Genomic DNA, 23,347 nt, shown 5'->3' on the forward strand with positions numbered 1-23,347 from the left:
ACCATCCGTTTTAATAAAACGGATGGTTGTTTGAGTCTGTGTGATAATCAATAGCAATTAGGATGAATCTTGCTTTTCTATTGATTATCACCATATAGTGGTCTTCCACCTTTATTATTAGGTTGCGTTTATTTCTATGTCCAAAACCAATTTGACCCATCATTTTTTGATTGCAGCACCAGAGCTGTCAGACCCAAGGTTTGAGCAGGCACTTATATATATTTGCCGTCATGACAAGCACGGTGCGCTAGGTCTAATGGTTAATCGCCCGCTTGAGCAATCTCGCGTAGGTAAGCTGCTAGAAGATTTAGATATTGAAGTAACCAACCCACAGGTGATGGAAGATGTGGCATTAGAAGGCGGCCCTATGTATCCTGAGGTCGGATTTGTGCTGCATACTGGTCAACCAGAATGGGCTTCTTCTTTTGCTATTTCGGAAAACGTTTGCATCACAACTAGCCAAGATATTCTAAAACGTATCGCTGCAGGGCAAGGTGTCGGTCACTATCAGCTGTGCCTCGGACATGCTAGCTGGGGCAAAAAACAGTTGGACCAAGAGCTAAGTAATGGTGATTGGTTAGTTTGCCCTGCCGACCTGAATTTATTATTTGACACACCGTTTGAAGAACGTTGGCAAATCGCAGCCGACAAAATCGGTGTCAATTTTGACTACCTTAGCAGTGACATAGGTCATGCGTAATATCATACGCTCTACAGATTTAGATAAAAACATAAAGGACACCCATGACTATGGTAGATAGCACTTTTACAGCCAATAGCGCAGAGGCTATGGGTGATGACATCGATATTGGTACTCTCGATAGCACTACTGAAATTATTAAGCCAGAAGTAAAGCCGCATCTTATCTTAGCGCTAGATTACGGTGTCAAAAAGATGGGCATGGCGCTCGGTAATACTATTACGCAGACGGCGCGTGCCTTTGATATATTGGCAATGAATAATGGTCAGCCAGATTGGGACAATCTAATTGGCATCATCAAAGTTTGGGGCGTGGCACAAGTCGTGGTCGGTTTGCCGCTTAATATGGATGGCACTAGCTCCATGCTTTCAAAACGAGCACACAAATTCGCTCGTCGTCTGGCCCATAGGGTGATGGAGCAACATCTACCAGTGACCGTATCATTGTGTGATGAGCGCCTGACCTCCATCGAAGCAAGAGAAATAGCATGGGACAATGGTTGGATCAAAAATGAACGCGACCCAATCGATGATATTTCTGCCTGCATATTGATGTCGACCTATTTTGCTGATCCTAATAGTAGTATCGCTATCGATGCAATCAAAGCAGAATAAAGAAACCAGATAGGTAAAAGACACGTGTGCGGCTATAATGTCACTTCGATACATCGTACCTCTTAACAGATAAATGACTGATTACTATGACCACTGTCTCAGACCAACCTTCACAACATAAGTCACAGCATGGTTTTGCTCCGCTTGCTATTGCCCGTATTAAAGGTGCCCAACGTGCCAACCAAATAGCGATTTATCTCATTTATGCGGCTATTTTTGCATTTGTGGTCTTTGGCACGATTGCTAGTATCAAAGCTTTCCATGATAACCAGTTACTTTATCAGTTATTTTATAACTTGCCGTATGCCTTAGTAGCTCTCACGATACCCATTACTATTTATGATGCATTGGTTGTTTATCGCTATCGCTTAAATCAACCATCAATGATTGCCATGAGTATTGGCGTATCAACTATTATATTGGTTGGTGGATTAATATTTGCCGATACTGCATGGTTAGGACTGTCTTGTTGGCTGGGTGTGGCATTTTTATTTAAAGTAAGCTTTAAGCGGTTTTTTAACTTTTTAGAAGTAGCTGATGCTGACGAAAATGCTGAAGCGTAGATGATTTAGAAAGTACGCAGCGATAAGCATTCAAGCAAACTACTTACCTTCAAATTCACTTATATAGCTTTACGATAACGACTATGACCACTTCAATACCAGACACGCCTATCCACCATCACTTAGATACTCAAGGACTGATCTGTCCTGAACCTGTCATGATGCTGCACCGCGTCATTCGAAAAGCAGTTGGCGGTGAAGTGATTGAAATATTGGCTACAGATCCTGCTACCACGCGCGACATTCCAAATTTCTGTCGTCATTTAGGGCATGAACTAATTGATCAAGAAACACTGGCTGAAAACGTGAGCTTAGATGCTGATCCTGACGAAATTACCGTCGATAACGATGATGACATGCCTGCAAGCGTGACGCTGTATCGCTATCTAGTTAAGAAAAAAATGGCATGATAAGTTGGATGTTATATTAATAACTGTCTGTCATTGCTCACTTAACCCCTACCTGAGTATTATCTTATGAGCCGTGATCGCGCCGTGCAACAGCGCCAACCTAAAGCATTGTCCGTCGATGACGAGCCAGCTTATATGACTGAGTTTCGTCAAGCCATGCTGGCGCGCGGTCTAGCGACACGTACTCGTAATGCGTACGTCCGTGACCTACGCGCTTGTGAGTTGACCAACCCTATCGCCCTGACACGCTGGCAGCCTGATGATGTGATGTACTGTCTGTCACTCCTTGCTCAAGACGGCAAAACTCCGCGTACTCAAGCGCGTATGCTCTCAAGTCTGCGTCAATTTTATCTATGGATGATTGCCAGTAATCTGCGTGAAGATAATCCTTGTGAGCGTATCAAAAGCCCAAAGCTTGGTCGTCCTTTGCCAAAAGACTTAGCCGAGGCTGATGTCGATAATCTACTTGCTGCACCTGATACCAGTACCGCGCTTGGTCTACGTGATAAAGCCATGCTAGAAGTTTTATATGCCTGCGGCCTACGTGTCAGCGAGTTGATCAACCTCTCACTAGAGCAAGTAAATTTAAATGCTGGCTGGCTACAAATCACGGGGAAAGGTAACAAAACACGACTGGTGCCGCTCGGCGAATATGCAGCTGATGCATTGGAAGACTATCTGTCCCATGGGCGTGGTGATTTGATTGCACATTTAAAATCAGGAAACTGCCAAGCAGTATTTCTGACGGCGCAAGGTGGTTATATGACGCGGCAGAATTTTTGGTACTTGCTCAAGAAGTACGCCAAAGTTGCCAGTATCGATAAAGAGCTATCGCCGCATACGTTACGTCACGCCTTTGCCACGCATCTACTCAACCATGGCGCAGACTTACGAAGCGTGCAGTTATTGCTTGGACATAGCGATTTATCTACCACGCAAATCTATACTCATGTGGCAACGGCAAGATTGCAGAAACTACATGCCGAGCATCATCCACGTGGGTAACCTTGCCATATTGTCATATGGGAAGCATTGAAATCTAATATTATTGATGATTGTAAAAGGAATATATCGTGTCGCAAGCTCAACCGTCTGCCTTAACGAAGCGTCAAAACTCTGCACTCAGAAACCTTAATATCATGGGTTATTTAGAAGGTACTTCTTTTCTATTGTTACTCGGTATCGCGATGCCACTCAAATATATGTTCGATATTCCAGAAGCGGTGAGCTATGTTGGCCCAGTGCATGGGGTATTATTCGTTGCTTATGTTATGGTATTAATCATCACCGCGAGTAGAGTAAAAATGCCGCTTTGGGCATTACCTGCTGGTGTGCTCGGCTCATTTTTACCATTTGGGCCGTTTATATTTGATTATTTACTTAAGAAGCGGTTGGGAAAATAAGGTAAGAAACTTTCATATATTTGTTAGTGCAAACATCATTTTTCTTCAAAGACAAGAGCTATGCAATACAATGAAAGATAGCTGCAAACCCACCCTTTTCTCGTTACAATACCCTTATTAAAGTGCGTCATGATATACATGCTACCTAATTAGGCTGCGCACTACCTTTTCCCCATCTATTATCCGAGAACCCCATGAGCCATAGACCACCTGCTGACCTATTAAAAAACGCCGAACACTGGCGCGAAGATATCAATTTTCGCCAAGACGTATTGGGCAAGCCATTTGATTTTGCGACCACGTGGGGTATTTTCTCACCACAAAAGCTCGATGACGGTAGCTTGATGCTGCTTGATTATGTGGACTTTGAGCAAGATGATGATTCAATCGATTTGGGCTGTGGTTATGGCGTACTTGGTATGACAGCAGCACGTGAATGTCCAAACGGTCAGCATACGTTAATCGATAAAGACTTTATGGCGGTAGAGTACGCACGCCGTAACTGTGAAAAAAACGGTCTGAACAATGTCGATGTACATTTATCAAACGGCTTCAATCACGTAGCAAAAGACAAAGACTTTAGCCTTGTGATGTCAAACTTACCAGCCAAAGTCGGTAAAGAGCAGCATTATTTATACTTCCTCGATGCCTATGAACGCATGCGTAAAGGTGGACGTTTTTATGTTGTTACGATCAATGGCTTACGCCAATTTGTGAAACGCTCGTTTACCGAAGTGTTTGGCAATAGCGATAAAATCAAACAAGGTAAAACCTATACCATTACGATGGCGACCAAAGACTAGTTTTAGCTTTGCCTGATTGAGTTTCGGCCATTTAAACTGAAGCTTAAATTGAAATCGACACAAAAAAGCACGCTAAATCTAATTTAGCGTGCTTTTTATTTTGTATGATTAACTGTCATCTTACATCTGACGTTTTATTAAATATCCGCCTAATAGCGCGCTGCCGATAATCGGTAATAACACCATTAGCATCGGTGAAAAACCTGTGGCTAACGATACAAAACCAACTAAGTCTTGAATATAGCTGAATAACAGACCAAACAGCAATGCCACGACAATACGCAAGCCTAAGCTGTGCGTCCGTAGCGAGCCGAAGACAAATGAGCAAGCGACAATCACCAGCGACAATATCGACAACGGAGATAAAAGCTTTTGCCAAAAGGCGACTTCATGATCTAAGGAACGACTGCCTTGTTGGCGCATAAAGGTGCGATGCTCATACAACTGCGTCAATGACAAATCCTCTGCCTTGCGCGTCAGTAAATACACAGACTCTGGAGCAAAAGGTAAGCTCAGCGTATCTGATGGTGATATAGCCTGACTACTCTCAAAGCCCTGATTGATAGAAAGTTCAACCATATCATCTAGCTGCCACTCATAACGATACTGCTCGCTTGGCTTGTCACTGTTCACATCAATTGGCTCACGGCCAGTATACTGTCCGCCTTCCGCATGGACAGCAGTTTGCAAGTTACCATCGTTATCCAAATGCCAGCGTTTAACCTCACCAATATTACCTGCGACATCAGCATAATCAATATATAAAATATCGCTACCATCAGGTGTCGCACTACCATCTTCTGCGCTGTCGAATCGTGGCTGAATTGTCCAGTATCCACGTACCGAGGTAACTAGCGAGGCGCTGTCCTCATCGTTAATCTGCTTTGCCAATTGATTCGAAGACGGTAGGACAAACTGATTGATAGCCAAGGCCAATAGCACAAATATCAAAGCAGGCTGTAATACCCAGCCAACGATACGATAGATACTAACGCCAGCCGCACGCATGACGACCAGCTCGCTTTTGTTGGCCAGTAAGCCCAGCCCTATCACAGCACCCAGTAGCGCACCTGTTGGGATAAACTGCTCTAAAAAGTATGGCGAGCGATAAAATATATATTTAAGCGCCTCTCCCATGGTGTAACCATCATCTAACGACTCAAGCTCTGATAAATAAGAAAAAATCAATTGTAATGCCCACAAACCAATAACGGCAGCAACTATAGCTAATAGAGCGTTCAGTTTTACATAACGGCTAAGGACCTTTAAATTGGCAGGTTTCTTGGCTAAGTGAACAGACTCGGCTGATTTAGCAAATAAAGAGCGCATTAAGACTGCCCTCCTTGTGAGCTGTTATTCTGGCTATCTATGTCGCTAACTGAATTAGTTGCGACAGCAGCTAGCCTATTTTCTTGTTTGCGAAAGCGCAGTCGATGTTGCACACGGCTACCCCAGTTCATGTAAAGCGCCAATGCCATAAACCCTAAGATAAGCCATACATATGCCCATACGCTGATGCTGTCTTTGCTCACTGCGTTTTTGAGCGAAATGATACCCAATGCACAGCTGACAAATAATAAGATAGAAGGAAACAAACGCAGCCAACGTCCCTGACGCGGTCGCACTTGCGCAAGTGGCACGGCTAACATAGGCGCGATAATCATCAGCCACGGTAATGCCAAACGATAGCCAAGCTCACTTTGGGCAGCACGCATTGCACTATTCGTACCTGATGGTGAACTACTCGTTGCGGCTTGCCACAATGGTCCAATCTCTTGCGTCTCGATATTGTCTTCGGTGATGACTTCCTGCGAGGACTCAGTCAGGGTAATGCGATAGCGATCAAAAGCAACTTGATTATACTTTAGGCTGCCTGCACCAACTTCATAACGACGTCCTTGGAACAGATCCAGTTGGGTCACACCACTATTGCCAGTATCTACTTGCTCAGCACGCTTAGCTAGCGTGATAGTGTCTTTACTAATATCCTTTGCGCCGCTATTTATAATGTCTTTTGGAATATCAGATATGCCAATCTGTTCGGCTGTTTCGTTATCAATCGTATTATTCATATCAGCATCGGTGGCATCAACACTTTCAGCAGTTCCACCTTTTTTCGCAGGTTCAGATTGGATCAATATCACATCTTGTAGTTTTTTCTTGTCGTTACTGAGACTACCCACGTATAGATGATAGTTACCGCTACTAATAAACTCATTCGGACGAATCAAATCAAATGCACTGGTCAATGCTTGCTGCTGCCAGACAGCCTCAGACGAGCGTACGCCCCAAGGTTTGCCAACGACGGATAGTGCCGCTTCACCAACGAATAATGCTAATATCAATGGTGTCATTAACCGAGCAAGCTTACCGCGAGATACGCCACTAGCATTAATCACTGCCATCTCTTGATCAACATACAAGCGGCCAAATACCAACATCAGAGCAATAAAAAAAGCTAACGGTAAGATGAGCTCTAAAAAGTACGGTAGGTTATACCCAATGATCGTAAACAGTAGGCTGACGTCCAAACGACCTTCGGCGGCGATGCCAAAATAGCGTATCAAGCGACCGCCAAGCATCATCACTATCAAAAACCCCAACACTAAGGCTGTGGTCGAAGCAACTTGTTGTGTCATGTAGCGGCGTAATATCACAATGGGTACTCTTAAACGGTTGGTATGCGCGTGATTGGTGATAGACTTACTGAACATTAAGGCTGTACGACAACATATCATCAGCATGATATGAGTCATTCAAATATTCAAATAACGATAAACGTTGCCAAGCGAATGATTAGCCATACTCAATAAACACAAGCGACAGATATAACCGCTAATGCTAGCATATTTTGCTTAAAAATGACTGTGAAATGTGTTTGAAAACATTACGCACACCTTGCTGATAGCGCATTATTGACAGTAGGTGAAAAATATAGCAAATATTGGATAAATGAGTGATAAAACCTCAGATGACATCAAATTGATGTTGTGAATTTTTTGCTTTATTTATTTTAGAAAGGTTTGTTTGCCATTCGTATCATCGACCATCTATCTCTGTTATTAGTTGCTAGACTGACTGATAGAAAAATATACCTATACTGTCAAACGGAGAATAATACCAATGAATAAAATAACCTCTACGCCCTCTACCCTACTTGAACTCGCTGGCGGGTCATTCGATGCGCTTGACTGGTCAAATTGCGCGCTCGTTCTTATCGACTATCAAAACGAATACGTCGATGGCGCGATGCCATTAGGAGACGCTGGGACAGAAGCCATAGCCAATGCGCGTTTACTACTTGATAAAGCGCGTCAGCAAAATCTACCTATCTTTCACATTACTCATCATGGCGCAGAGAATGGCAACGTTTTTGATCCTTTATCCGCTAACGTTGAAATAGTAGAGCAGTTGCAGCCGCAAGATGGCGAAACAGTGATTGCAAAACAGCATCCGAATGCTTTTTATGATACACGGCTACAATCATTAATTTCAGCAGAATCAAAAAAGCAGATTATTTTTGCAGGCTTTATGAGTCACATGTGCGTCAGCTCAAGCGCTCGCGCCGCATTTGATTTAGGCTTCGATAGCTTTGTCTGCCACGATGCCTGTGCTACCCGCGACCTACCTAGCGCTACAAGAGAGACTATCAGAGCTGATATCATGCATGATACTGCCATGGCAGCACTGCAAGACAGATTTGCTGCGATGGTAACGACCGATGAATTGGTTAATGGCTAATTTACAACGCTAAATTATAGTGTAAGTTAGCACAGCGCAATAATTCAAACGCATTACCTAAGTTTTGCTAACTGCGCACTATTATCGCAATATGCTACACTACTGTGGTTGCTCGACAGACCAAATAATCTAATAATCTGACAGGTATAAACAGTCATACAAATCCTGCATTTTTCATAACTCTAATCATTTTTCATAACTCTAATAAGGATAACTATATGAATATCAAATTATCTCAGCATTTACCAAAGACCCATACACAAAAAATCCTAAAAAAAGAAGCCAAAAGCAAAGACGATGCTTGTCTGGTTGTATTGGTCGATGACAAGAAAAACGTTTTAGCTGAATCTGTGCTGACCGAATATACCGCTCGTATTGAGCAGTTGATTGAAGTATCACATTTTAAAGGTACTGCATGTGAGACTGTTGCTGACTACGCCTTAGCAGGTGATAAAAAAACCACCAAGCAAAACCCTGTTCAACTGCTATTGGTCGGTGTGGGTAACACTGATAAATTCAATAACGCAGTACTGCAAAAAATCGCCAATACTATTTATAGCAGCACACAAAAGCGCGTCTCTTCTATCACTGTTGCATTAGGCGATGCACTAGAAGAAAACCATTTTGGTCAGTTTGCGCTTAACCTATTGGCAGCCAGCTATCGCTTTGACAAATACAAGTCTGAGCAAGCGACTCCTGTATTGACCAATGTTTATCTATTAGCTGACGAGTCACTAAAACCTGCACTTGCATTTGCTCAGTCAGTATTCGCTGGTCAAAGCCTCACTCGTGATGTGGCCAATGAACCTGGCAACATCTGCTTCCCAGCTTACATGGCTGAACAAGCTCAAGAACTTGCAAAAACTTATCCTGACTTATTGACCGTCAAGGTATTAGGTGAAGACGAAATGTCAGCGCTAGGTATGCATTGCTTCTTAGCCGTGGCGCAAGGTTCTACCAAAGAAGGTAAGCTTGTGCTCATGGAATACCGTGGCAAATCAGAATTCAGTGCTGATACAAACACGACAGAACAAACCACTAACAACGCAAAAGTAAGTGGTCTAAAAGCACTGGCTGATAAACTGCCAACCAAAAAATCAGCTAAAAATGTAAATAAAAATAGCGATAGTAATGCACAAGTGACCAACGACGACGCACCTATCGTATTAGTCGGTAAAGGCGTTACCTTTGACTCAGGCGGTATCTCAATCAAGCCAGGTGCGGCGATGGATGAGATGAAGTTTGACATGGGTGGTTCGGCGTCAGTACTCGGTACGATCAAGGCATTGTGTGAAGCGCGTCTACCAATCAATGTCGTTGGCGCCCTAGCCTGCGCTGAAAACATGCCATCAGGTGATGCAACGCGTCCAGGCGATATCGTAAAAGCGATGAATGGCAAATCAGTTGAAATCTTGAACACTGATGCTGAAGGTCGTTTGGTACTAGCCGATACCCTATGCTACGTGCAGCGTTATCAGCCAAAAGCTATCATCGATGTTGCCACATTGACTGGCGCTTGTGTCGTTGCATTAGGTCATGTTCGTTCAGCCGTGTTTAGTAATGATGAAGACGTCCTGTTTGATTTAGAAAATGCAAGTAACCTGTCAGGCGATCTTGTCTGGCATATGCCTTTAGATGACGACTATCAAGCGCAGCTTGACTCACCAATCGCTGATATGCAAAACATCGGTGGCAAAGGCGCTGGCGCAGTAACTGCTGCCTGCTTCTTATCTCGTTTCGTTGAAGAAGGTCAAGCATGGGCGCATTTAGACATCGCTGGCACTGCATGGAACTCAGGTAAAGACAAAGCAGCAACTGGTCGTCCAGTACCATTGTTTATGCAATATCTGAAAAACAGTGCAGAGATGGTTTAATCCATTTATGAAAATTAGTTTTTATGTATTAAGTGAGAGTAAGGCCCAAGATTTCTTGGGCTTTATTTGTCAGCTTGCTCAGACGGCGCTTAACAAAAGCGCTCAGTCTTTGCTGATTTTAATTGAAGATGACACATTGTTATCAAATTTAAATACGGCGCTCTGGGCGCAAGAAGCCACGAGTTTTATACCGCATCAAGTCCTTTCTGATATTACTGCTGAAAGTGATGATATTAACGCTAATCCCAACGTTGCTAATCCTGAATTATTAGCGCCTGTAATGCTTGGCAATCATATGCCAGCAGGTTTTAATGGTATCGTTCTTAATACGACAACACATCCTGTTAACGATTTTATGGCTGCTACTAATAACTCCAACCCCTCCCGAGTCCTTGAGCTGATCCGACCTGATGTCACAAGTACCCAAGAAGGTCGTAATAAATATAAAGCCTACCAGCAATTAGGTTACGATTTAACCCACTTTAAGGTATAGCTCTGCCGTTTATTTCCCCTTCATTTTTTACAATGAAATATACCACCTATCTTATATATCACAATCTATACCGCCACTTTTACTCTCACGAATGAGATATTCTTAGTAGCTAGCCTTTACCTATAAGTGCTGCATTCTTTTATACTTATTAGATGACTCTGCTACCTCTCCGTTTTCTCATGGCAGTCACTGCTACGAGCAGTATGCGAATATGTCAAAAAATGCTACTATCCATCGATAAATTTTCTGTTGTGACAATTCACTTACTTTTAACGGACTTGAGGGTGTACAGATGCGTTCATTAATTGCGATGTACCAGCGTATAGGGCTGGTGCCGCTCATTATTATTGGTTTGGTGCTAGGGGTATTGATTGGTTGGTTAGCGCCAAGTATCGGCACCGCCATAGGGTTACTTGGTACACTCTTTGTCGGTGCACTAAAAGCCGTCGCTCCCATCCTAGTGTTTGTGCTGGTTATGGCAGCGATTAGCCAACATCGCAGTGGTAATGAAGTCTATGTAAAGCCTGTACTTATCATGTACATGTTCGGCACTTTTTTAGCCGCGCTAACGGCAGTCGGTGCTAGCTTCTTGTTCCCGACTGAACTTGTCTTGATAAACGCTGATATCGCACAGGTTCCACCTGCTGATCTAAAAGAAGTCTTGACGAACTTGCTCATGAACTTGGTGGCCAATCCGATCAATGCAATCGCTGAAGCCAACTACATTGGTATCTTAGCATGGGCAATTATTATTGGTTTTGCATTGCGCCAAGCCAGTGATACTGCTCGCAATGTCGTTGGTGATTTTGCTGATGCCATCTCACAAGTAGTTAAATGGATTATTGCTCTAGCGCCATTTGGTATCTTAGGCCTAGTCGCTAGCACGGTTGCTGAGACAGGCTTTGCTTCTTTGGCAGGCTACGCACGTATCTTGATGGTATTGATCAGCTGTATGTTATTCATTGCTTTGGTTGCCAATCCGCTTATCGTCCTTGTTAAAACGGGTAAAAACCCTTATCCACTCGTGTTCAGATGTCTGCGCGAATCAGGGATTACTGCCTTCTTTACGCGTAGTTCAGCGGCTAATATTCCGGTCAACATGAACCTTGCCCGTAAGCTTGGATTGCATGAAGACACTTATTCGGTGACCATTCCACTAGGTGCCACTATCAATATGGCTGGTGCTGCGATTACGATTAACGTCTTAACGCTTGCTGCTGCTCATACGTTGGGTATCGAAGTAACATTTGCCTCTGCATTATTATTAAGTCTGGTTGCTACGATTAGTGCTTGCGGTGCTTCTGGTGTTGCTGGTGGTTCATTATTACTAATTCCACTCGCTGCTAGCTTGTTTAGTATTCCAAATGATATCGCAATGCAAGTGGTTGCGATTGGCTTTATCATCGGTGTGATTCAGGATTCAGCTGAAACTGCCTTGAACTCTTCAACTGATGTGTTGTTTACAGCAGCGGCAGATCCTACTTATTCGCGTTAATTGTCGTTGAAATGCTTTCTATAGATATAAAAAAGGGCCTTTAAACGGCCCTTTTTTTATGCGGTATTTTGATTACTTTAGATTGTCTATATCGACTTCGATAACTGGTGTTTGCTGCTCTATTTGGCGTTTGAGTTGACGCAGTTGCTCAACCTCATCTAGCAGCTCAAGTATCAAACCGATGGCAGGTACGCTGGCTTCAAAGTCACGACTCAGTCGCGATGCACGTCGCACTGTCGTTAGCTGATAACCAGTAAATTTCTCATGCGCTGGTGCATCATATTCAATGATATTTTCTTCGATTAATTCGATGACCCATTGGCGCTCTTGGCCACAGGCAGAGACCAGTTCATCTAAGCTCATGATGATGTCTGTAAATTCAGTCGAGTGGTTCATAGCTATTATCCTCGTTTTCTCTTTATTTCATCAGTATCTTATTCATCTCTGCTATTTATTTATCACTTCGGTAATAAATAACGGTTATTCATAATCTTGTTTAACGACTAATATCGGTATCAGCAAAGGCTTGCTTTAGCTGCTCATAAGCCTGTGTCGATGCATCATTACTGACATCAGGATTGACAATATTTAAAGTTAGATACAAGTCACCTGCTTGCTTGGCAGGGATACCTTTGCCTTTAAGACGTAAATTGCTACCAGACTTACTGTTCTTAGGAATAGTCACGCCAAGCGTACCCGCTGGTGTACTGACATTGATTTTTTCACCCAGTGCCGCTTCCCAAGGTGCAATATTCACGGTTTGATAAACGTCTGCGCCTTCTATACGAATATTGGCATCATGACGAATCTTAACCTTCAAAAACAAATCACCATTTTTACCATTACTACTACCAGCAGCACCTTGCCCTGCTAAACGAATCTGCTTACCATCAGTGATACCTTTCGGGATTTTTATTTTAAGGGTTTTATTATCATAGTCGACATTGCCATTGGGCTGACGAACAGGGACATTTAGTTTGATACTATAGTCGTCACCACTGTAGACTGAAGATAAGTCAACGGTAATCTCAGCATGCTGATCCTGACCTTTGCTATCTTGCGTCCCAAAATCACTGCCAAATTGATCAAAACCGCTGCTTTGAGAGCGGCTGCCCGTTTGCCCGCCAGCTGACCCACGTGCGCCGCGACCAAATGCTGAAAAAATATCATCGAAGCGAAAACCACCATCGCCAAAGGCTTCTCCATCACCAAACTGATCTTTGATGTCTTCCCAACGAAAACCACCTTGACCCGCGCCAGCTTGCCCACCGCCACTAAACCCACTTGAGCTATTTTGACCCGCAAATGGGTTGTTTAGCATAGCGTCATACTCAGCACGCTTGTCTTTATCTCTGATCGTTTCATACGCGTTATTTATTTCTGCAATCTTATTATCAGCGTCTGGATGATCGCTGACATCAGGATGGTATTGACGAACGAGCTTACGGTATTTTTTTTTGATATCAGCGTCTGAGGCGTCTTTTTTGACCCCTAAAATGTCATAGTAGTTTTTCTCTGCCATGTTATTTTCCCTCAAATAAAAACATATTAGTGGTATCAGTCTGCCACTTTCAAACGATACGGTATAAACGGCTACTAGATTTTGCTATAGCAGTTTTTGTGGCTTACTTATTATCATAACAATAATTACCATAAACACCGTTATATAAATATTACCAGTAATGATGCCAAACAGTATCTACAATACTTTCTAGTACAGAAAAAACGCTTTTACATTGGGCTAAACTTCTTCAAAATTTATCATCATCAGTTTTCTAATGACATCAAAATAATACCAAACCCTCTGTTTTTAGATTTTAGCAACACTATAGAAAGTTTTGCTTACACGATATTATCCACTCCTAAATAGCGTTTTATAACGTCAAGTATGCTATATCGATATATTTGGTCTTTATATATTACCTATTTATATTGTGTGGTTGGCTTTCTAGTATTTTGTCGGCTTCTTTATGAGAATCGCTCTTTATAAGACTAATTTTAGTTTCTTCATCATCATTATTTTTGCTAAAAAGTATCTATTTTTCCTTAAAAAACAGGTATTTGACCTCATGAGTTTTTTACATAGCAGTAATAATATGACAAGCTAGCTCTTGTAGAATCCCCTGTTATTCATACTCATAGGGAGTATAGATAACGTAGGCAAGAGCATCTGTCTATTTTATTAATTGCTTAAAGGTATTAAATGTCTTATTTAATCAAGTCTTTGGTTGTCACTTTATCACTACTACTTAGCACCACAGTTTTTGCTGCCAATACCAGTTATTACGGTAGTAAGTTTCATGGCAAGCGCACAGCGAGTGGTAGTATCTTCGACATGAACTCTTTGACCGCTGCACATCGCACGTTACCGTTCGGCACGAAGGTACAAGTAACCAACCAAAAGACAAAGCAGAGCGTCGTTGTAAAAATCACGGATAGAGGACCTTTTATTCGAGGCCGTATTCTTGATTTATCAAAGGCCGCTGCTGGTGAAATAAACTGTCAACTTTGTACGACCACGATGGAAATATTATCGTACGGTGATGGCAAATATCGTAAGGAATGATGTAATAAAAAAGGGATGGCTCATGCCATCCCTTTTTTATGTCTGCTTCTATAACTAACTATCTAGAACGCTTTATGCAAACTTAGCTTCCATCTCTTCTAAAGTCGTCATTGATAGTAGTAACTTCTCTTCATTATCACTGTGCTGCTGCTGTAGCGCTGTTTGCTCATTGAGTAATACAAGCAAGTTAGACTTACGGCTCTCTTCGTACAGCTCTGTATCAGCCAATTTTTCTTCGAGCGTCACGAGCTGCTTATCAATCTTAGCCAGTGTCTTTTCTGTTTCCTCTATCTCGCGGCGGATAGGTGCTGTCATTTTACGCTGTTCAGCAGCTAGCTTACGCTGCTCTTCTTTACTAAGTGCAGACGGTGCAGCTTTACTGTTTGATGAAGTATCAGATGATTCATTCCTTACTAAGCTATCATTAGTTTCACGTGAAACAAACTTTTTACTCTCTTTTTTACTTTTCTTCTTACCTGTATTTTTATCTGCTGCGTTCTCTTGTTTACGCTTCTCTGCTAGCCATTTACCATAGTCACCAATATCACCATCGAATTCTTCGATAATGCCATCGTGTACCAAATATAGCTCATCACAGACATTGGCAATCAGCTCTCGATCATGCGATACTAGTACCACTGCACCTTTGAAGCCTTGCAATGCGATAGTCAGCGCTTGACGCATTTGTAAATCTAAATGGTTGGTAGGCTCATCGAGTACAAGAACGTTTGGACGCTGCCAAACAATCAATGCCAAGGTCAAACGCGCACGCTCACCACCTGAGAACAGCTCACTTGGGGTATCAATGCGCTCACCGCGGAAGTCAAAACTGCCCAAAAACGAGCGCAGCATTGCATCAGAAGTTTTACCGGCTAGACGACGTAGCATCTCTATAGGTGTTGCTTTGGCATCTAGGATATCCATCTGATGCTGATTGAAATAGCCCAATTTTAGGGTGTCTGAAACTCGATACTTGCCTGTTAATATGCCAAGCTCACCGACCAATGCTTTAATCAACGTTGATTTACCAGCACCGTTCATGCCCAATAGGCCAAGACGAGTATCAGGGGTCACCTGTACATTAGCATTACGTAACAGCGGTGTTTCACTATAGCCAATATCTGCGTGGGTCAGCTCAATCAGCGGTGAGCTCATATTTGCTGGCTCGTAGAATTGGAACGAGAACGGGTTGTCGGCCATCATTGGTGACAGCTCCGCCATACGCTCAAGCTGCTTAATCCGGCTCTGGGCCTGTTTGGCTTTACTGGCTTTAGCACGGAAACGACGAATAAAGTCATCCAAGTGAGCCTTGGTCGCTTCTTGCTTTTCAAACGCTTGCTGCTGCTGCGCCATACGCTCGTGGCGGGTACGAATAAACTGCTGATAGTTACCAGTATATAGGGTGATTTTTTGTTGCTCTACATGCAAAATATGACCAACTGTCGCGTCCAAAAACGCTTGGTCATGCGAGATGACGATGACCAAACCCATATAAGCATTGATCCATGTTTCAAGCCACAAGATAGCATCTAAGTCCAAATGGTTGGTTGGCTCATCGAGTAACATCAGGTCAGCACGGCTCATCAAAGTCTTGGCAAGGTTTAAGCGCATGCGCCAACCACCAGAAAACCCCTCTACTGGCAGCTCATGCTGGCTAGTCTTAAAACCAAGCCCTGCCATAATTTGTGCCGCTTTGGTCGGTGTACGATACCCATCAATCTCATCGAATTGCTGGTGTAACACACCAATTTGCTCATCGCTAACGCTACTTAAATCATTTAGCGCAGCATTAATCTCATACCACTGCTCATCACCGCTCAATACATAATCGATTGCAGACTGCGTCGTAGCACCAACTTCCTGTGCCATGTGCGCCACATGCCAGCTATCAGGAATACTGACTTCACCTTTATCAAGGGTGACCTCTGTATCGCCTGTACCCATCTGCGTCAGTAATAGCGCAAATAAGGTAGACTTACCTGTGCCGTTGTTGCCCGTCAGTCCAACTTTGTGACCTGGATGGAGCTGAAAGCTTGCACCTGCAAACAATTCACGACCATCACGGCGAACACCAACGTCTTTAAATTCGATCATATAATTTCTTCATCTCAACAATAATATAGATATAGGGCAATAAGAAGCGCACATAGGGTATGTCAACTGGCGGCTATTATTTCAAACGCTTGCTCTATAGGCAAACAATTAAACAACTATTTCAAAACTAAGTATTTTTTACGCTAAAAACCTTAATTTTCACAAGCGACTCTTGAGCTCATACATGCTTATTCCTATTATAAAGGTTATGACCACAAAATACCGTAATACGACCAATAAGCTTTAAGACTTCTTAATATTGTTAAGTAGTATTTAATCGCATAGCGATATTATTGGTTAGTAAGATTTTTAGCATGAGCCTTCAGCGCAATTTTTTTAGACAATTCTGTATCAAACTTGAGGCACTGCTTATTCGTTAGTAACATTCAGTAGTCGCGCCACTCTTGACAAACGAAACAGTACCCCCATTATGATATACTGCTACAAAATAAGTGCCCACCATCAATAGAGGCAATAAAGTGTTGTAGTGGCACAAATACCATTTTGAAATAGTACAAACAGCTTATAATGCACCAATAGCTTTGCCATAATGACAGCACCCAATTAAATCAAACGCCGTGCGTATCTTTATTTGCAAGTACCCTATTGCAAACCCAAACAGGACGACGACCGCATTTGATCCTAGCAACTGAGGTAGATATGAACGAATCAGCCAACCAATTTAGTCCAAGCGCCAGCCAACCAGTGGACCCAACCGTATTAAGCCTAACCGATAGTGCGGCGCAGAAAGTACGCCGTCTACGCGAAGAAGAAGGCGATAGCGACCTTATGCTACGTGTTTATGTGACGGGCGGTGGTTGTTCTGGTTTTTCTTACGGGTTTAACTTTGCCAACGATCTAAACGAAGACGATGCAAACTTTGATAATGGTGATGTGACGTTAGTCGTCGATTCGCTGAGCTATCAATACTTGCAAGGCTCTACTGTCGATTATACCGAAGGATTAGAAGGGGCACGTTTTGTTGTGACCAATCCGAATGCCACGACCACTTGCGGTTGCGGCTCGTCATTCTCTATATAAACTGAGTAGACACCGTCGCGCTATGACTGTTGAGATGATGAAGTAGTGCACAAGCGATATCTCAAATAGCTTGTAGGCATAATGGATAAAGCATCTATCTTTCAAGTAGATGCTTTTTTTATCAAACTATTTGGTCAAAACAACGCTATATTCGAGATAAACCTATATTAAAAAACAGGGTCAAAATCTTCACAAATCGCTTTGCTTAAAGCTTATCGTATTTGTAATTGTCCGTGGTTTTCAAGACAGCTTTGAGCTAAACTGACGGAATTATTGACCTAACACTTACCTATTTTATGGACAAACGCTTATCGTGTTTTGATCCGCCATAATAAACAACAATAGATGACTATTATGAGTAATTTTGCGAGTAGCTTTGTTAATTTCGAAGTCCCTAATTGGTTTGATAGCACACACTTGACGGGCATGCTCCGCGGTATCGAAAAAGAGGGCCTTCGCGTAAAACCTGATGGTTTCTTGGCACAGACCCCGCATCCAACCAAACTTGGGTCAAAACTTACTCATCCTTTTATTACTACCGATTACTCAGAAAGTCTGCTTGAACTCATCACAGAACCAAAGTCCTCACCAAAAGAGACTCTCAATATGCTGCGCCAATTGCATGTATTGGTCTATCAGGGTATACCTGAAGGTGAGCTAATGTGGCCATTATCGATGCCTTGCATGCTGTCTTCTAAAGATGAAGATATCCCACTAGCTGATTATGGTAATTCTAATACGGGTAAGCTAAAAACCCTATATCGTAGTGGTCTTGGTATTCGCTATGGTCGCCGCATGCAAACGATTGCTGGTCTGCATTACAATTTGTCTTTTGGTGATACGTTGTTTGAGACGTGGCAAGCCAAAACCTCGACCGCACAAAGTCAAACGTTAACAGAGTTCAAAAACGAGAAGTATTTAGGGCTGATTCGTAATTTTAAACGTCTGACTAGCCTTGTTTTGTATTTACTCGGTGCCAGTCCAAGCGTTTGTCCTTGTTTCTTGGCAGGGCGTGAGCACGATTTAGAGTTGCTCAATGATTCAACCTATTATAAGCCTGCTGCTACTAGCCTGCGTATGGGTAAGCTTGGTTATACCAATAGCGTGCAAGAGCAGCTCGATATTCGTTATAACTATCTACCAGAGTATGTCGCTGGTCTGCGCCGTGCTATTCAAACCCCACACGAAAGCTTTGCGAAACTTGGTTTGAACGATGAAGACGGCAACCCGATCCAAATCAACAATCATATTCTGCAAATAGAAAACGAGTACTACAGCCCTATTCGTCCTAAACAAATCGCGATGAGCGGTGAAACACCAACCGAAGCACTTGAGCGTCGTGGTATCGCCTATGTCGAGTTCCGTGCTATTGACCTTGATCCATATAGTGACGTGGGCATTCGCCTCTCTAGCGCTTGCTTCTTAGAAGTAATGGCGCTGTATTGTCTGTTCAGTGACTCACCAGACCTGCTACCTGAAGAAGAGGAATCGCTCGCTATCAATCTTGAGCGTGTGGTCAACGAAGGTCGCCGTGATGACTTGCATATTATCAATAATGGTCAAGAGCAATCACTTGAAAGCTGGATGCTAACGCACCTAGAGCGTATGCAGCCGCTTGCCGCATTACTTGATGCTCACTACGGTGGTAATGATTACCGCGCGGCCGTCGCATTGATGCAAGGCAAAGCAGGACACTCTGAATCAACTATTTCCGCACAAGTGAATTCCGACAGCAAACGCTTAGGCAGCTTATGGCAGCTTGGCTTTACATTGGCTCAACAGCATCGCGAGTCTTTACTACAGCAGACATTTAGTCCAAATACTCAAGCTAAATACGAAGTATTGGCAGAAAAATCTATCTTGCAGCAAGCTGAAATTGAGCAGTCTGAAACAGAAGACTTTATGGAGTTTTTACAACAATATCGCTAGCTTTTGATTACTGAGCCTTGATTGCTAAGTTTTGATGACTGGTTGTTGATTGTTAAATTTTGACTGCTTAATCTTGATTGCTGCCCTACATCTATTATAGATAAACATATAAGAGTAACCGCACAATGCGACAGCTAACCACTTACCGTAACCTGCAAGTATTGTTGGTAATAATGGCCATTACAGGCATGAGTTTTGCGCTGTTTTATTTACAGCGCCACCTAGGGCTTTCTCCTTGCCCGCTCTGTATTTTTCAGCGTGTTGGCCTAACAGTCATGGGCGGTTTTGCCCTGATATCAGCATTGTTCAACCCTAAATCTAAAGTGATAAGGTTACTACTGTGGCTTGGTAGCTTAGTAGGTATTGGTTGGGCAACGGCGGTAGCAGCGCGCCATGTATGGTTGCAATATTTGCCTGCTGACCAAGTACCTTCTTGTGGACCAGGACTGAACTACTGGCTTGATACGCTTCCTATTTTACAAGTGTTCGAAGAAGTTTTTGCAGGATCTGGCGAATGTGCTTCTGTTGATTGGACATTCATGGGGTTAAGCATCCCTGAGCAATCTTTGATTTTATTTAGTGTGCTACTGATTGTACATATATTGATATTATTGCGTATCGTCAAGCCCACTAATTAAAATCCTATCGCTTAATAAGACGTTAGGTTTTATTCCTGCTTCTACTTTTGAAACAGACATTACTATCTTAGATACAATGTCTGTTTTTTTTATCTACTATTAATCCGCCTTTATAACCCACATTGGTTATACCGACAGGTGTTTCTACGATTTCTTTTATTTCTTGAATTTTTCGGTAACAACAAAAAGCCCACAGAGATATTTTTTAGCCTTTGATATCTTTAGTCAGCTTTTATCATAAATGAATAAGCATCAGATATTTATCGCTTTCTACTCATAAGCTATCTGTATCCTACATATAAGATAATGCTCTCAAGCTCTCAATTTATATTACTACTACGCGCCCATTTCTCATTGTCCTGATTTTTGACAGTGGTTTTATGGTGTCTATAATATAGACGAGCTTGAAAAATACTTGTTAATAACTGTTTTTGGTATAACCATGATATATCTTGCTCTTGTTCGCTCTACTACGTTAACTATAGTAAAGCGGTGGCGTCCTGCGTTATTTGTAGCATCACTATGCGCGTTGGTCGTCGGCTGTGATAGCGCTTCATCTAATACCGACAAAGACATGGTATCTACATTCGCGGCTACTAGTCCTGAACCACAAGATAACTCGCAAGCGTTGCAGGATGAGAATATTGAGCTAGCGAGTGATGACGAGACAAGTGAAATGATAGAAGGGCAATCGTTGATTGCTGCTGCTCAGTCAAACAAAAACACTTATGTAGATAGCTCTATGGAGCGATCAGAAGCAAAGAGCAGTATGCTGCAAGCAACGTTGATGGGCGATTATGGCGGCATGGTCTCTTGTACAGATTGTGACAGTATCGACGTCACATTGAATCTATTCGCTGATGGGTCTGTATTAAAAGCAAGTAATTACCATAATTCCAAAGAATCAAAAGCACCTTTACTCGAATCCGGTGTCTACCGACAGGACAATGACAAAATCACTATTGTTTATGAAAGAAAAAATATCGAGACCTATCGCATACAAGACAATCATCTAATACGTATGGATGAGTACGATAATTTAGATAATGACTATACGTTATCCCGCAAATAATAAGCGGATCAATAAGAACCGCCTGAACAAAAGCATCATAATACGAGTTATTGATTAGCCTATCGCTTAATACTAAAACAGCTAAAATTTATTAGCTATATAGCGCCTACTTGTTAGGCGTTTTTTATTAGTCATCGAACAGGGTTTACTTTACAATGATTGCTGGTTTGCCCAGCTGATATATTGGTCACTAGGTATCAATAGTATTTATTTTTAATGATAACAGCTAAGCACCTCTCATTTTATTTTATCAGCTCTCTATTCTTTTCACTTAAGCGCGTACGGAACGTCTATGCATATTCATATTCTTGGTATTTGTGGTACTTTTATGGGCTCACTGGCATTGCTAGCTCGTGCGCTTGGGCATACGGTCACAGGTTCAGATGCCAATGTCTATCCGCCTATGTCTACTCAACTCGAAAATGCTGGCGTGACTATCGAAGAAGGCTATTTAGTAGGGCACTTGCAACCAAAGCCAGATCTAGTCGTCGTTGGCAATGCGATGAAACGTGGCATGGATGTGATTGAGTACATGCTAGATAATGGCTTACGCTATACCTCAGGTCCGCAGTTTTTATCTGAGCAAGTATTGCAGTCACGTCACGTAATTGCCGTTGCAGGGACTCATGGTAAGACCACAACTACAACTATGCTGGCGTGGATATTACATTATGCTGGTATTGATACAGGGTTTCTCATTGGCGGTGTGCCACTAGTTGATACGACTGACGAGCACCTACAGCAAGTGTTTGCGCACAGTAGCTATTTGGGTGCTGATAAAAGTGATGATAACGAATCTGGCTATTTTGTGATTGAAGCAGATGAGTACGATTCTGCGTTTTTTGATAAGCGTTCGAAGTTCGTTCACTATCGTCCACGTACGGCTATTTTGAATAACCTTGAGTTTGATCATGCTGATATCTTTGCAGACCTTAATGCGATACAAACTCAGTTCCACCATATGGTGCGCATGATTCCAAGCACTGGCAAAATTATCATGCCAGCTGCGACCACCAGTTTAGAAGACACGCTAGCAAAAGGGGTCTGGACACCTGTTTGGCGTACCGCTGTCATTGACTCTACTTTAGCTGATAACAATGAAAGCGCGCGTACTCTAGAAGATAGTAGCGATTGGCAGGCTCAGCTGATTCAAGCAGATGGTAGCCAGTTCAAAGTCAGTTTTGCTGCTGATAAAGAGACCACTGCCATCGTAAACTGGTCAATGAGCGGCATTCATAATGTCAACAATGCGCTCGTTGCCGTGGCTGCTGCCTACAACGTTGGCGTCAGTGTTGAGACTGCCTGTGCTGCCTTATCAGATTTCGCTGGTATCAAACGCCGGATGGAGCTGATCGGCGACGTCAACGACATCTTAGTTTTTGATGATTTTGCCCATCACCCAACAGCTATTACAACCACATTAGACGGTGCCAAAAAGAAGCTAGCCGACAGACGCATTTGGGCAATCATTGAGCCACGTAGTAACACTATGAAAATGGGGATTCATCAAGACAGCTTAGCTCAATCAGCAGCACTTGCAGACTACACATTATGGTACGAGCCTGCTGGTTTAGAATGGGGCTTAAAAGATGTCGTCGAACAAGCAAAGGCTACTAGCGACTCTACTGGCAACCAACAAGTACTATCAAGCATTGACGCTATCATTGAGCATATCAGCAGTCATGCAAAATCAGGCGATGCGATTGTGGTCATGTCCAATGGCGGTTTTGAAGGCATTCATCAGCGTTTATTAGCCGCATTGCATAACGGATAACGCTTCTAGCTAGAAACAACAAAAGCTCTTATGTTGTACATAAAAACGCAGCCATCTAATAGATGGCTGCGTTTTTTATTTCCAATATCTATATAACTATAGTATGACAAGTACCACATCAATGAGTACTGTTAGCA

22 protein-coding genes are annotated in these 23,347 nt (G+C 42.7%); 17 read left to right on the top strand and 5 right to left on the bottom strand.

The window, feature by feature from the left end:
• The first annotated feature begins 136 nt into the window (after window positions 1–136).
• The 7 genes from ACT3QR_RS03490 to ACT3QR_RS03520 all read left to right on the top strand — a co-directional run bounded on the left by ACT3QR_RS03490 (window position 137) and on the right by ACT3QR_RS03520 (window position 4,493).
• Window positions 137–700 carry a YqgE/AlgH family protein gene (locus ACT3QR_RS03490; protein ID WP_101204671.1) on the top strand — a complete coding sequence of 188 codons (564 nt, stop codon included), beginning with the start codon at window positions 137–139 and terminating at the stop codon, window positions 698–700.
• Between the two features lie 89 nt (window positions 701–789).
• Window positions 790–1,314 (top strand): Holliday junction resolvase RuvX, encoded by a 525-nt coding sequence (gene ruvX, locus ACT3QR_RS03495; protein WP_444520104.1) that lies wholly within the window; start codon window positions 790–792, stop codon window positions 1,312–1,314.
• Between the two features lie 86 nt (window positions 1,315–1,400).
• The gene (locus tag ACT3QR_RS03500; RefSeq protein ID WP_444520002.1) at window positions 1,401–1,877 is read left to right on the top strand and encodes a hypothetical protein; all 477 of its coding nucleotides are present in this window, start codon (window positions 1,401–1,403) and stop codon (window positions 1,875–1,877) included.
• A gap of 83 nt (window positions 1,878–1,960) precedes the next feature.
• A complete protein-coding gene (gene tusA, locus ACT3QR_RS03505; protein ID WP_444520003.1) occupies window positions 1,961–2,287 on the top strand; it encodes a sulfurtransferase TusA in 327 nt (108 codons plus the stop codon).
• 66 nt (window positions 2,288–2,353) lie between these two features.
• Complete coding sequence (gene xerD, locus ACT3QR_RS03510; RefSeq protein WP_444520004.1) at window positions 2,354–3,292, top strand: site-specific tyrosine recombinase XerD; 939 nt, start codon at window positions 2,354–2,356, stop codon at window positions 3,290–3,292.
• 68 nt (window positions 3,293–3,360) lie between these two features.
• Window positions 3,361–3,690 (top strand): DUF3817 domain-containing protein, encoded by a 330-nt coding sequence (locus tag ACT3QR_RS03515; RefSeq protein ID WP_444520005.1) that lies wholly within the window; start codon window positions 3,361–3,363, stop codon window positions 3,688–3,690.
• 194 nt (window positions 3,691–3,884) lie between these two features.
• Window positions 3,885–4,493, top strand: coding sequence for a class I SAM-dependent methyltransferase (locus ACT3QR_RS03520; protein WP_444520006.1), 609 nt, complete (start codon window positions 3,885–3,887; stop codon window positions 4,491–4,493).
• Between the two features lie 120 nt (window positions 4,494–4,613).
• Here the strand turns inward: ACT3QR_RS03520 and lptG are convergent, their stop codons facing one another.
• Entirely contained in the window at window positions 4,614–5,822 is a 1,209-nt protein-coding gene (lptG, locus tag ACT3QR_RS03525; protein ID WP_444520007.1) for an LPS export ABC transporter permease LptG, read from the bottom strand.
• Entirely contained in the window at window positions 5,822–7,207 is a 1,386-nt protein-coding gene (locus ACT3QR_RS03530; protein WP_444520008.1) for an LPS export ABC transporter permease LptF, read from the bottom strand. The genes lptG and ACT3QR_RS03530 overlap by 1 nt, the downstream gene beginning before the upstream one ends.
• 409 nt (window positions 7,208–7,616) lie before the next feature.
• On the opposite strand from ACT3QR_RS03530, the gene ACT3QR_RS03535 reads away from it, so the two are divergent.
• From ACT3QR_RS03535 to sstT, 4 genes are all read left to right on the top strand, one after another.
• Window positions 7,617–8,234 (top strand): cysteine hydrolase family protein, encoded by a 618-nt coding sequence (locus ACT3QR_RS03535; protein WP_444520009.1) that lies wholly within the window; start codon window positions 7,617–7,619, stop codon window positions 8,232–8,234.
• Between the two features lie 218 nt (window positions 8,235–8,452).
• A complete protein-coding gene (locus ACT3QR_RS03540; protein WP_444520010.1) occupies window positions 8,453–10,108 on the top strand; it encodes a leucyl aminopeptidase in 1,656 nt (551 codons plus the stop codon).
• A 7-nt stretch (window positions 10,109–10,115) separates the two neighbouring features.
• Entirely contained in the window at window positions 10,116–10,601 is a 486-nt protein-coding gene (locus ACT3QR_RS03545) for a DNA polymerase III subunit chi (protein WP_444520011.1), read from the top strand.
• A 292-nt stretch (window positions 10,602–10,893) separates the two neighbouring features.
• Entirely contained in the window at window positions 10,894–12,096 is a 1,203-nt protein-coding gene (sstT, locus tag ACT3QR_RS03550; protein WP_444520012.1) for a serine/threonine transporter SstT, read from the top strand.
• A 72-nt stretch (window positions 12,097–12,168) separates the two neighbouring features.
• On the opposite strand, the gene ACT3QR_RS03555 is transcribed toward sstT, so the two are convergent.
• Window positions 12,169–12,492 carry a chaperone modulator CbpM gene (locus tag ACT3QR_RS03555; RefSeq protein ID WP_444520013.1) on the bottom strand — a complete coding sequence of 108 codons (324 nt, stop codon included), beginning with the start codon at window positions 12,490–12,492 and terminating at the stop codon, window positions 12,169–12,171.
• Window positions 12,493–12,592: 100 nt separating this feature from the next.
• Complete coding sequence (locus ACT3QR_RS03560) at window positions 12,593–13,618, bottom strand: DnaJ C-terminal domain-containing protein (RefSeq protein WP_444520014.1); 1,026 nt, start codon at window positions 13,616–13,618, stop codon at window positions 12,593–12,595.
• 681 nt (window positions 13,619–14,299) lie between these two features.
• On the opposite strand from ACT3QR_RS03560, the gene ACT3QR_RS03565 reads away from it, so the two are divergent.
• Window positions 14,300–14,662: a septal ring lytic transglycosylase RlpA family protein gene (locus ACT3QR_RS03565; RefSeq protein WP_444520015.1), complete on the top strand. Its 363-nt coding sequence runs from the start codon at window positions 14,300–14,302 to the stop codon at window positions 14,660–14,662.
• Window positions 14,663–14,734: 72 nt separating this feature from the next.
• Here the strand turns inward: ACT3QR_RS03565 and ACT3QR_RS03570 are convergent, their stop codons facing one another.
• Window positions 14,735–16,756 (bottom strand): ATP-binding cassette domain-containing protein, encoded by a 2,022-nt coding sequence (locus ACT3QR_RS03570; protein WP_444520016.1) that lies wholly within the window; start codon window positions 16,754–16,756, stop codon window positions 14,735–14,737.
• Between the two features lie 660 nt (window positions 16,757–17,416).
• Between ACT3QR_RS03570 and erpA the strand changes: the two genes are divergently transcribed.
• The 5 genes from erpA to mpl all read left to right on the top strand — a co-directional run bounded on the left by erpA (window position 17,417) and on the right by mpl (window position 23,210).
• Window positions 17,417–17,797 carry an iron-sulfur cluster insertion protein ErpA gene (gene erpA / locus ACT3QR_RS03575; RefSeq protein ID WP_444520017.1) on the top strand — a complete coding sequence of 127 codons (381 nt, stop codon included), beginning with the start codon at window positions 17,417–17,419 and terminating at the stop codon, window positions 17,795–17,797.
• A 354-nt stretch (window positions 17,798–18,151) separates the two neighbouring features.
• Window positions 18,152–19,726: a glutamate--cysteine ligase gene (gene gshA / locus ACT3QR_RS03580; RefSeq protein WP_444520018.1), complete on the top strand. Its 1,575-nt coding sequence runs from the start codon at window positions 18,152–18,154 to the stop codon at window positions 19,724–19,726.
• Window positions 19,727–19,851: 125 nt separating this feature from the next.
• Window positions 19,852–20,364 carry a disulfide bond formation protein B gene (locus ACT3QR_RS03585; RefSeq protein WP_444520019.1) on the top strand — a complete coding sequence of 171 codons (513 nt, stop codon included), beginning with the start codon at window positions 19,852–19,854 and terminating at the stop codon, window positions 20,362–20,364.
• A 442-nt stretch (window positions 20,365–20,806) separates the two neighbouring features.
• Window positions 20,807–21,436, top strand: coding sequence for a copper resistance protein NlpE N-terminal domain-containing protein (locus tag ACT3QR_RS03590; protein WP_444520020.1), 630 nt, complete (start codon window positions 20,807–20,809; stop codon window positions 21,434–21,436).
• Window positions 21,437–21,728: 292 nt separating this feature from the next.
• Complete coding sequence (gene mpl, locus ACT3QR_RS03595) at window positions 21,729–23,210, top strand: UDP-N-acetylmuramate:L-alanyl-gamma-D-glutamyl-meso-diaminopimelate ligase (protein ID WP_444520021.1); 1,482 nt, start codon at window positions 21,729–21,731, stop codon at window positions 23,208–23,210.
• The last annotated feature ends 137 nt before the right edge of the window (window positions 23,211–23,347 follow it).

The sequence above is a fragment of the Psychrobacter sp. AOP7-B1-25 genome, from assembly GCF_052376195.1.
Classification (GTDB): Bacteria; Pseudomonadota; Gammaproteobacteria; order Pseudomonadales; family Moraxellaceae; genus Psychrobacter.

Coding starts and splice junctions, on each gene's coding strand:
- ACT3QR_RS03545 (WP_444520011.1), top strand. CDS start 10,116: ATGAAAATTAGTTTTTATGTATTAAGTGAGAGTAAGGCCCAAGATTTC.
- ACT3QR_RS03590 (WP_444520020.1), top strand. CDS start 20,807: ATGATATATCTTGCTCTTGTTCGCTCTACTACGTTAACTATAGTAAAG.
- ACT3QR_RS03535 (WP_444520009.1), top strand. CDS start 7,617: ATGAATAAAATAACCTCTACGCCCTCTACCCTACTTGAACTCGCTGGC.
- ACT3QR_RS03500 (WP_444520002.1), top strand. CDS start 1,401: ATGACCACTGTCTCAGACCAACCTTCACAACATAAGTCACAGCATGGT.
- ACT3QR_RS03540 (WP_444520010.1), top strand. CDS start 8,453: ATGAATATCAAATTATCTCAGCATTTACCAAAGACCCATACACAAAAA.
- tusA (WP_444520003.1), top strand. CDS start 1,961: ATGACCACTTCAATACCAGACACGCCTATCCACCATCACTTAGATACT.
- mpl (WP_444520021.1), top strand. CDS start 21,729: ATGCATATTCATATTCTTGGTATTTGTGGTACTTTTATGGGCTCACTG.
- ruvX (WP_444520104.1), top strand. CDS start 790: ATGGGTGATGACATCGATATTGGTACTCTCGATAGCACTACTGAAATT.
- xerD (WP_444520004.1), top strand. CDS start 2,354: ATGAGCCGTGATCGCGCCGTGCAACAGCGCCAACCTAAAGCATTGTCC.
- ACT3QR_RS03530 (WP_444520008.1), bottom strand. CDS start 7,207: ATGTTCAGTAAGTCTATCACCAATCACGCGCATACCAACCGTTTAAGA.
- ACT3QR_RS03570 (WP_444520016.1), bottom strand. CDS start 16,756: ATGATCGAATTTAAAGACGTTGGTGTTCGCCGTGATGGTCGTGAATTG.
- ACT3QR_RS03560 (WP_444520014.1), bottom strand. CDS start 13,618: ATGGCAGAGAAAAACTACTATGACATTTTAGGGGTCAAAAAAGACGCC.
- ACT3QR_RS03585 (WP_444520019.1), top strand. CDS start 19,852: ATGCGACAGCTAACCACTTACCGTAACCTGCAAGTATTGTTGGTAATA.
- ACT3QR_RS03555 (WP_444520013.1), bottom strand. CDS start 12,492: ATGAACCACTCGACTGAATTTACAGACATCATCATGAGCTTAGATGAA.
- sstT (WP_444520012.1), top strand. CDS start 10,894: ATGCGTTCATTAATTGCGATGTACCAGCGTATAGGGCTGGTGCCGCTC.
- erpA (WP_444520017.1), top strand. CDS start 17,417: ATGAACGAATCAGCCAACCAATTTAGTCCAAGCGCCAGCCAACCAGTG.
- ACT3QR_RS03490 (WP_101204671.1), top strand. CDS start 137: ATGTCCAAAACCAATTTGACCCATCATTTTTTGATTGCAGCACCAGAG.
- lptG (WP_444520007.1), bottom strand. CDS start 5,822: ATGCGCTCTTTATTTGCTAAATCAGCCGAGTCTGTTCACTTAGCCAAG.
- ACT3QR_RS03565 (WP_444520015.1), top strand. CDS start 14,300: ATGTCTTATTTAATCAAGTCTTTGGTTGTCACTTTATCACTACTACTT.
- gshA (WP_444520018.1), top strand. CDS start 18,152: ATGAGTAATTTTGCGAGTAGCTTTGTTAATTTCGAAGTCCCTAATTGG.
- ACT3QR_RS03520 (WP_444520006.1), top strand. CDS start 3,885: ATGAGCCATAGACCACCTGCTGACCTATTAAAAAACGCCGAACACTGG.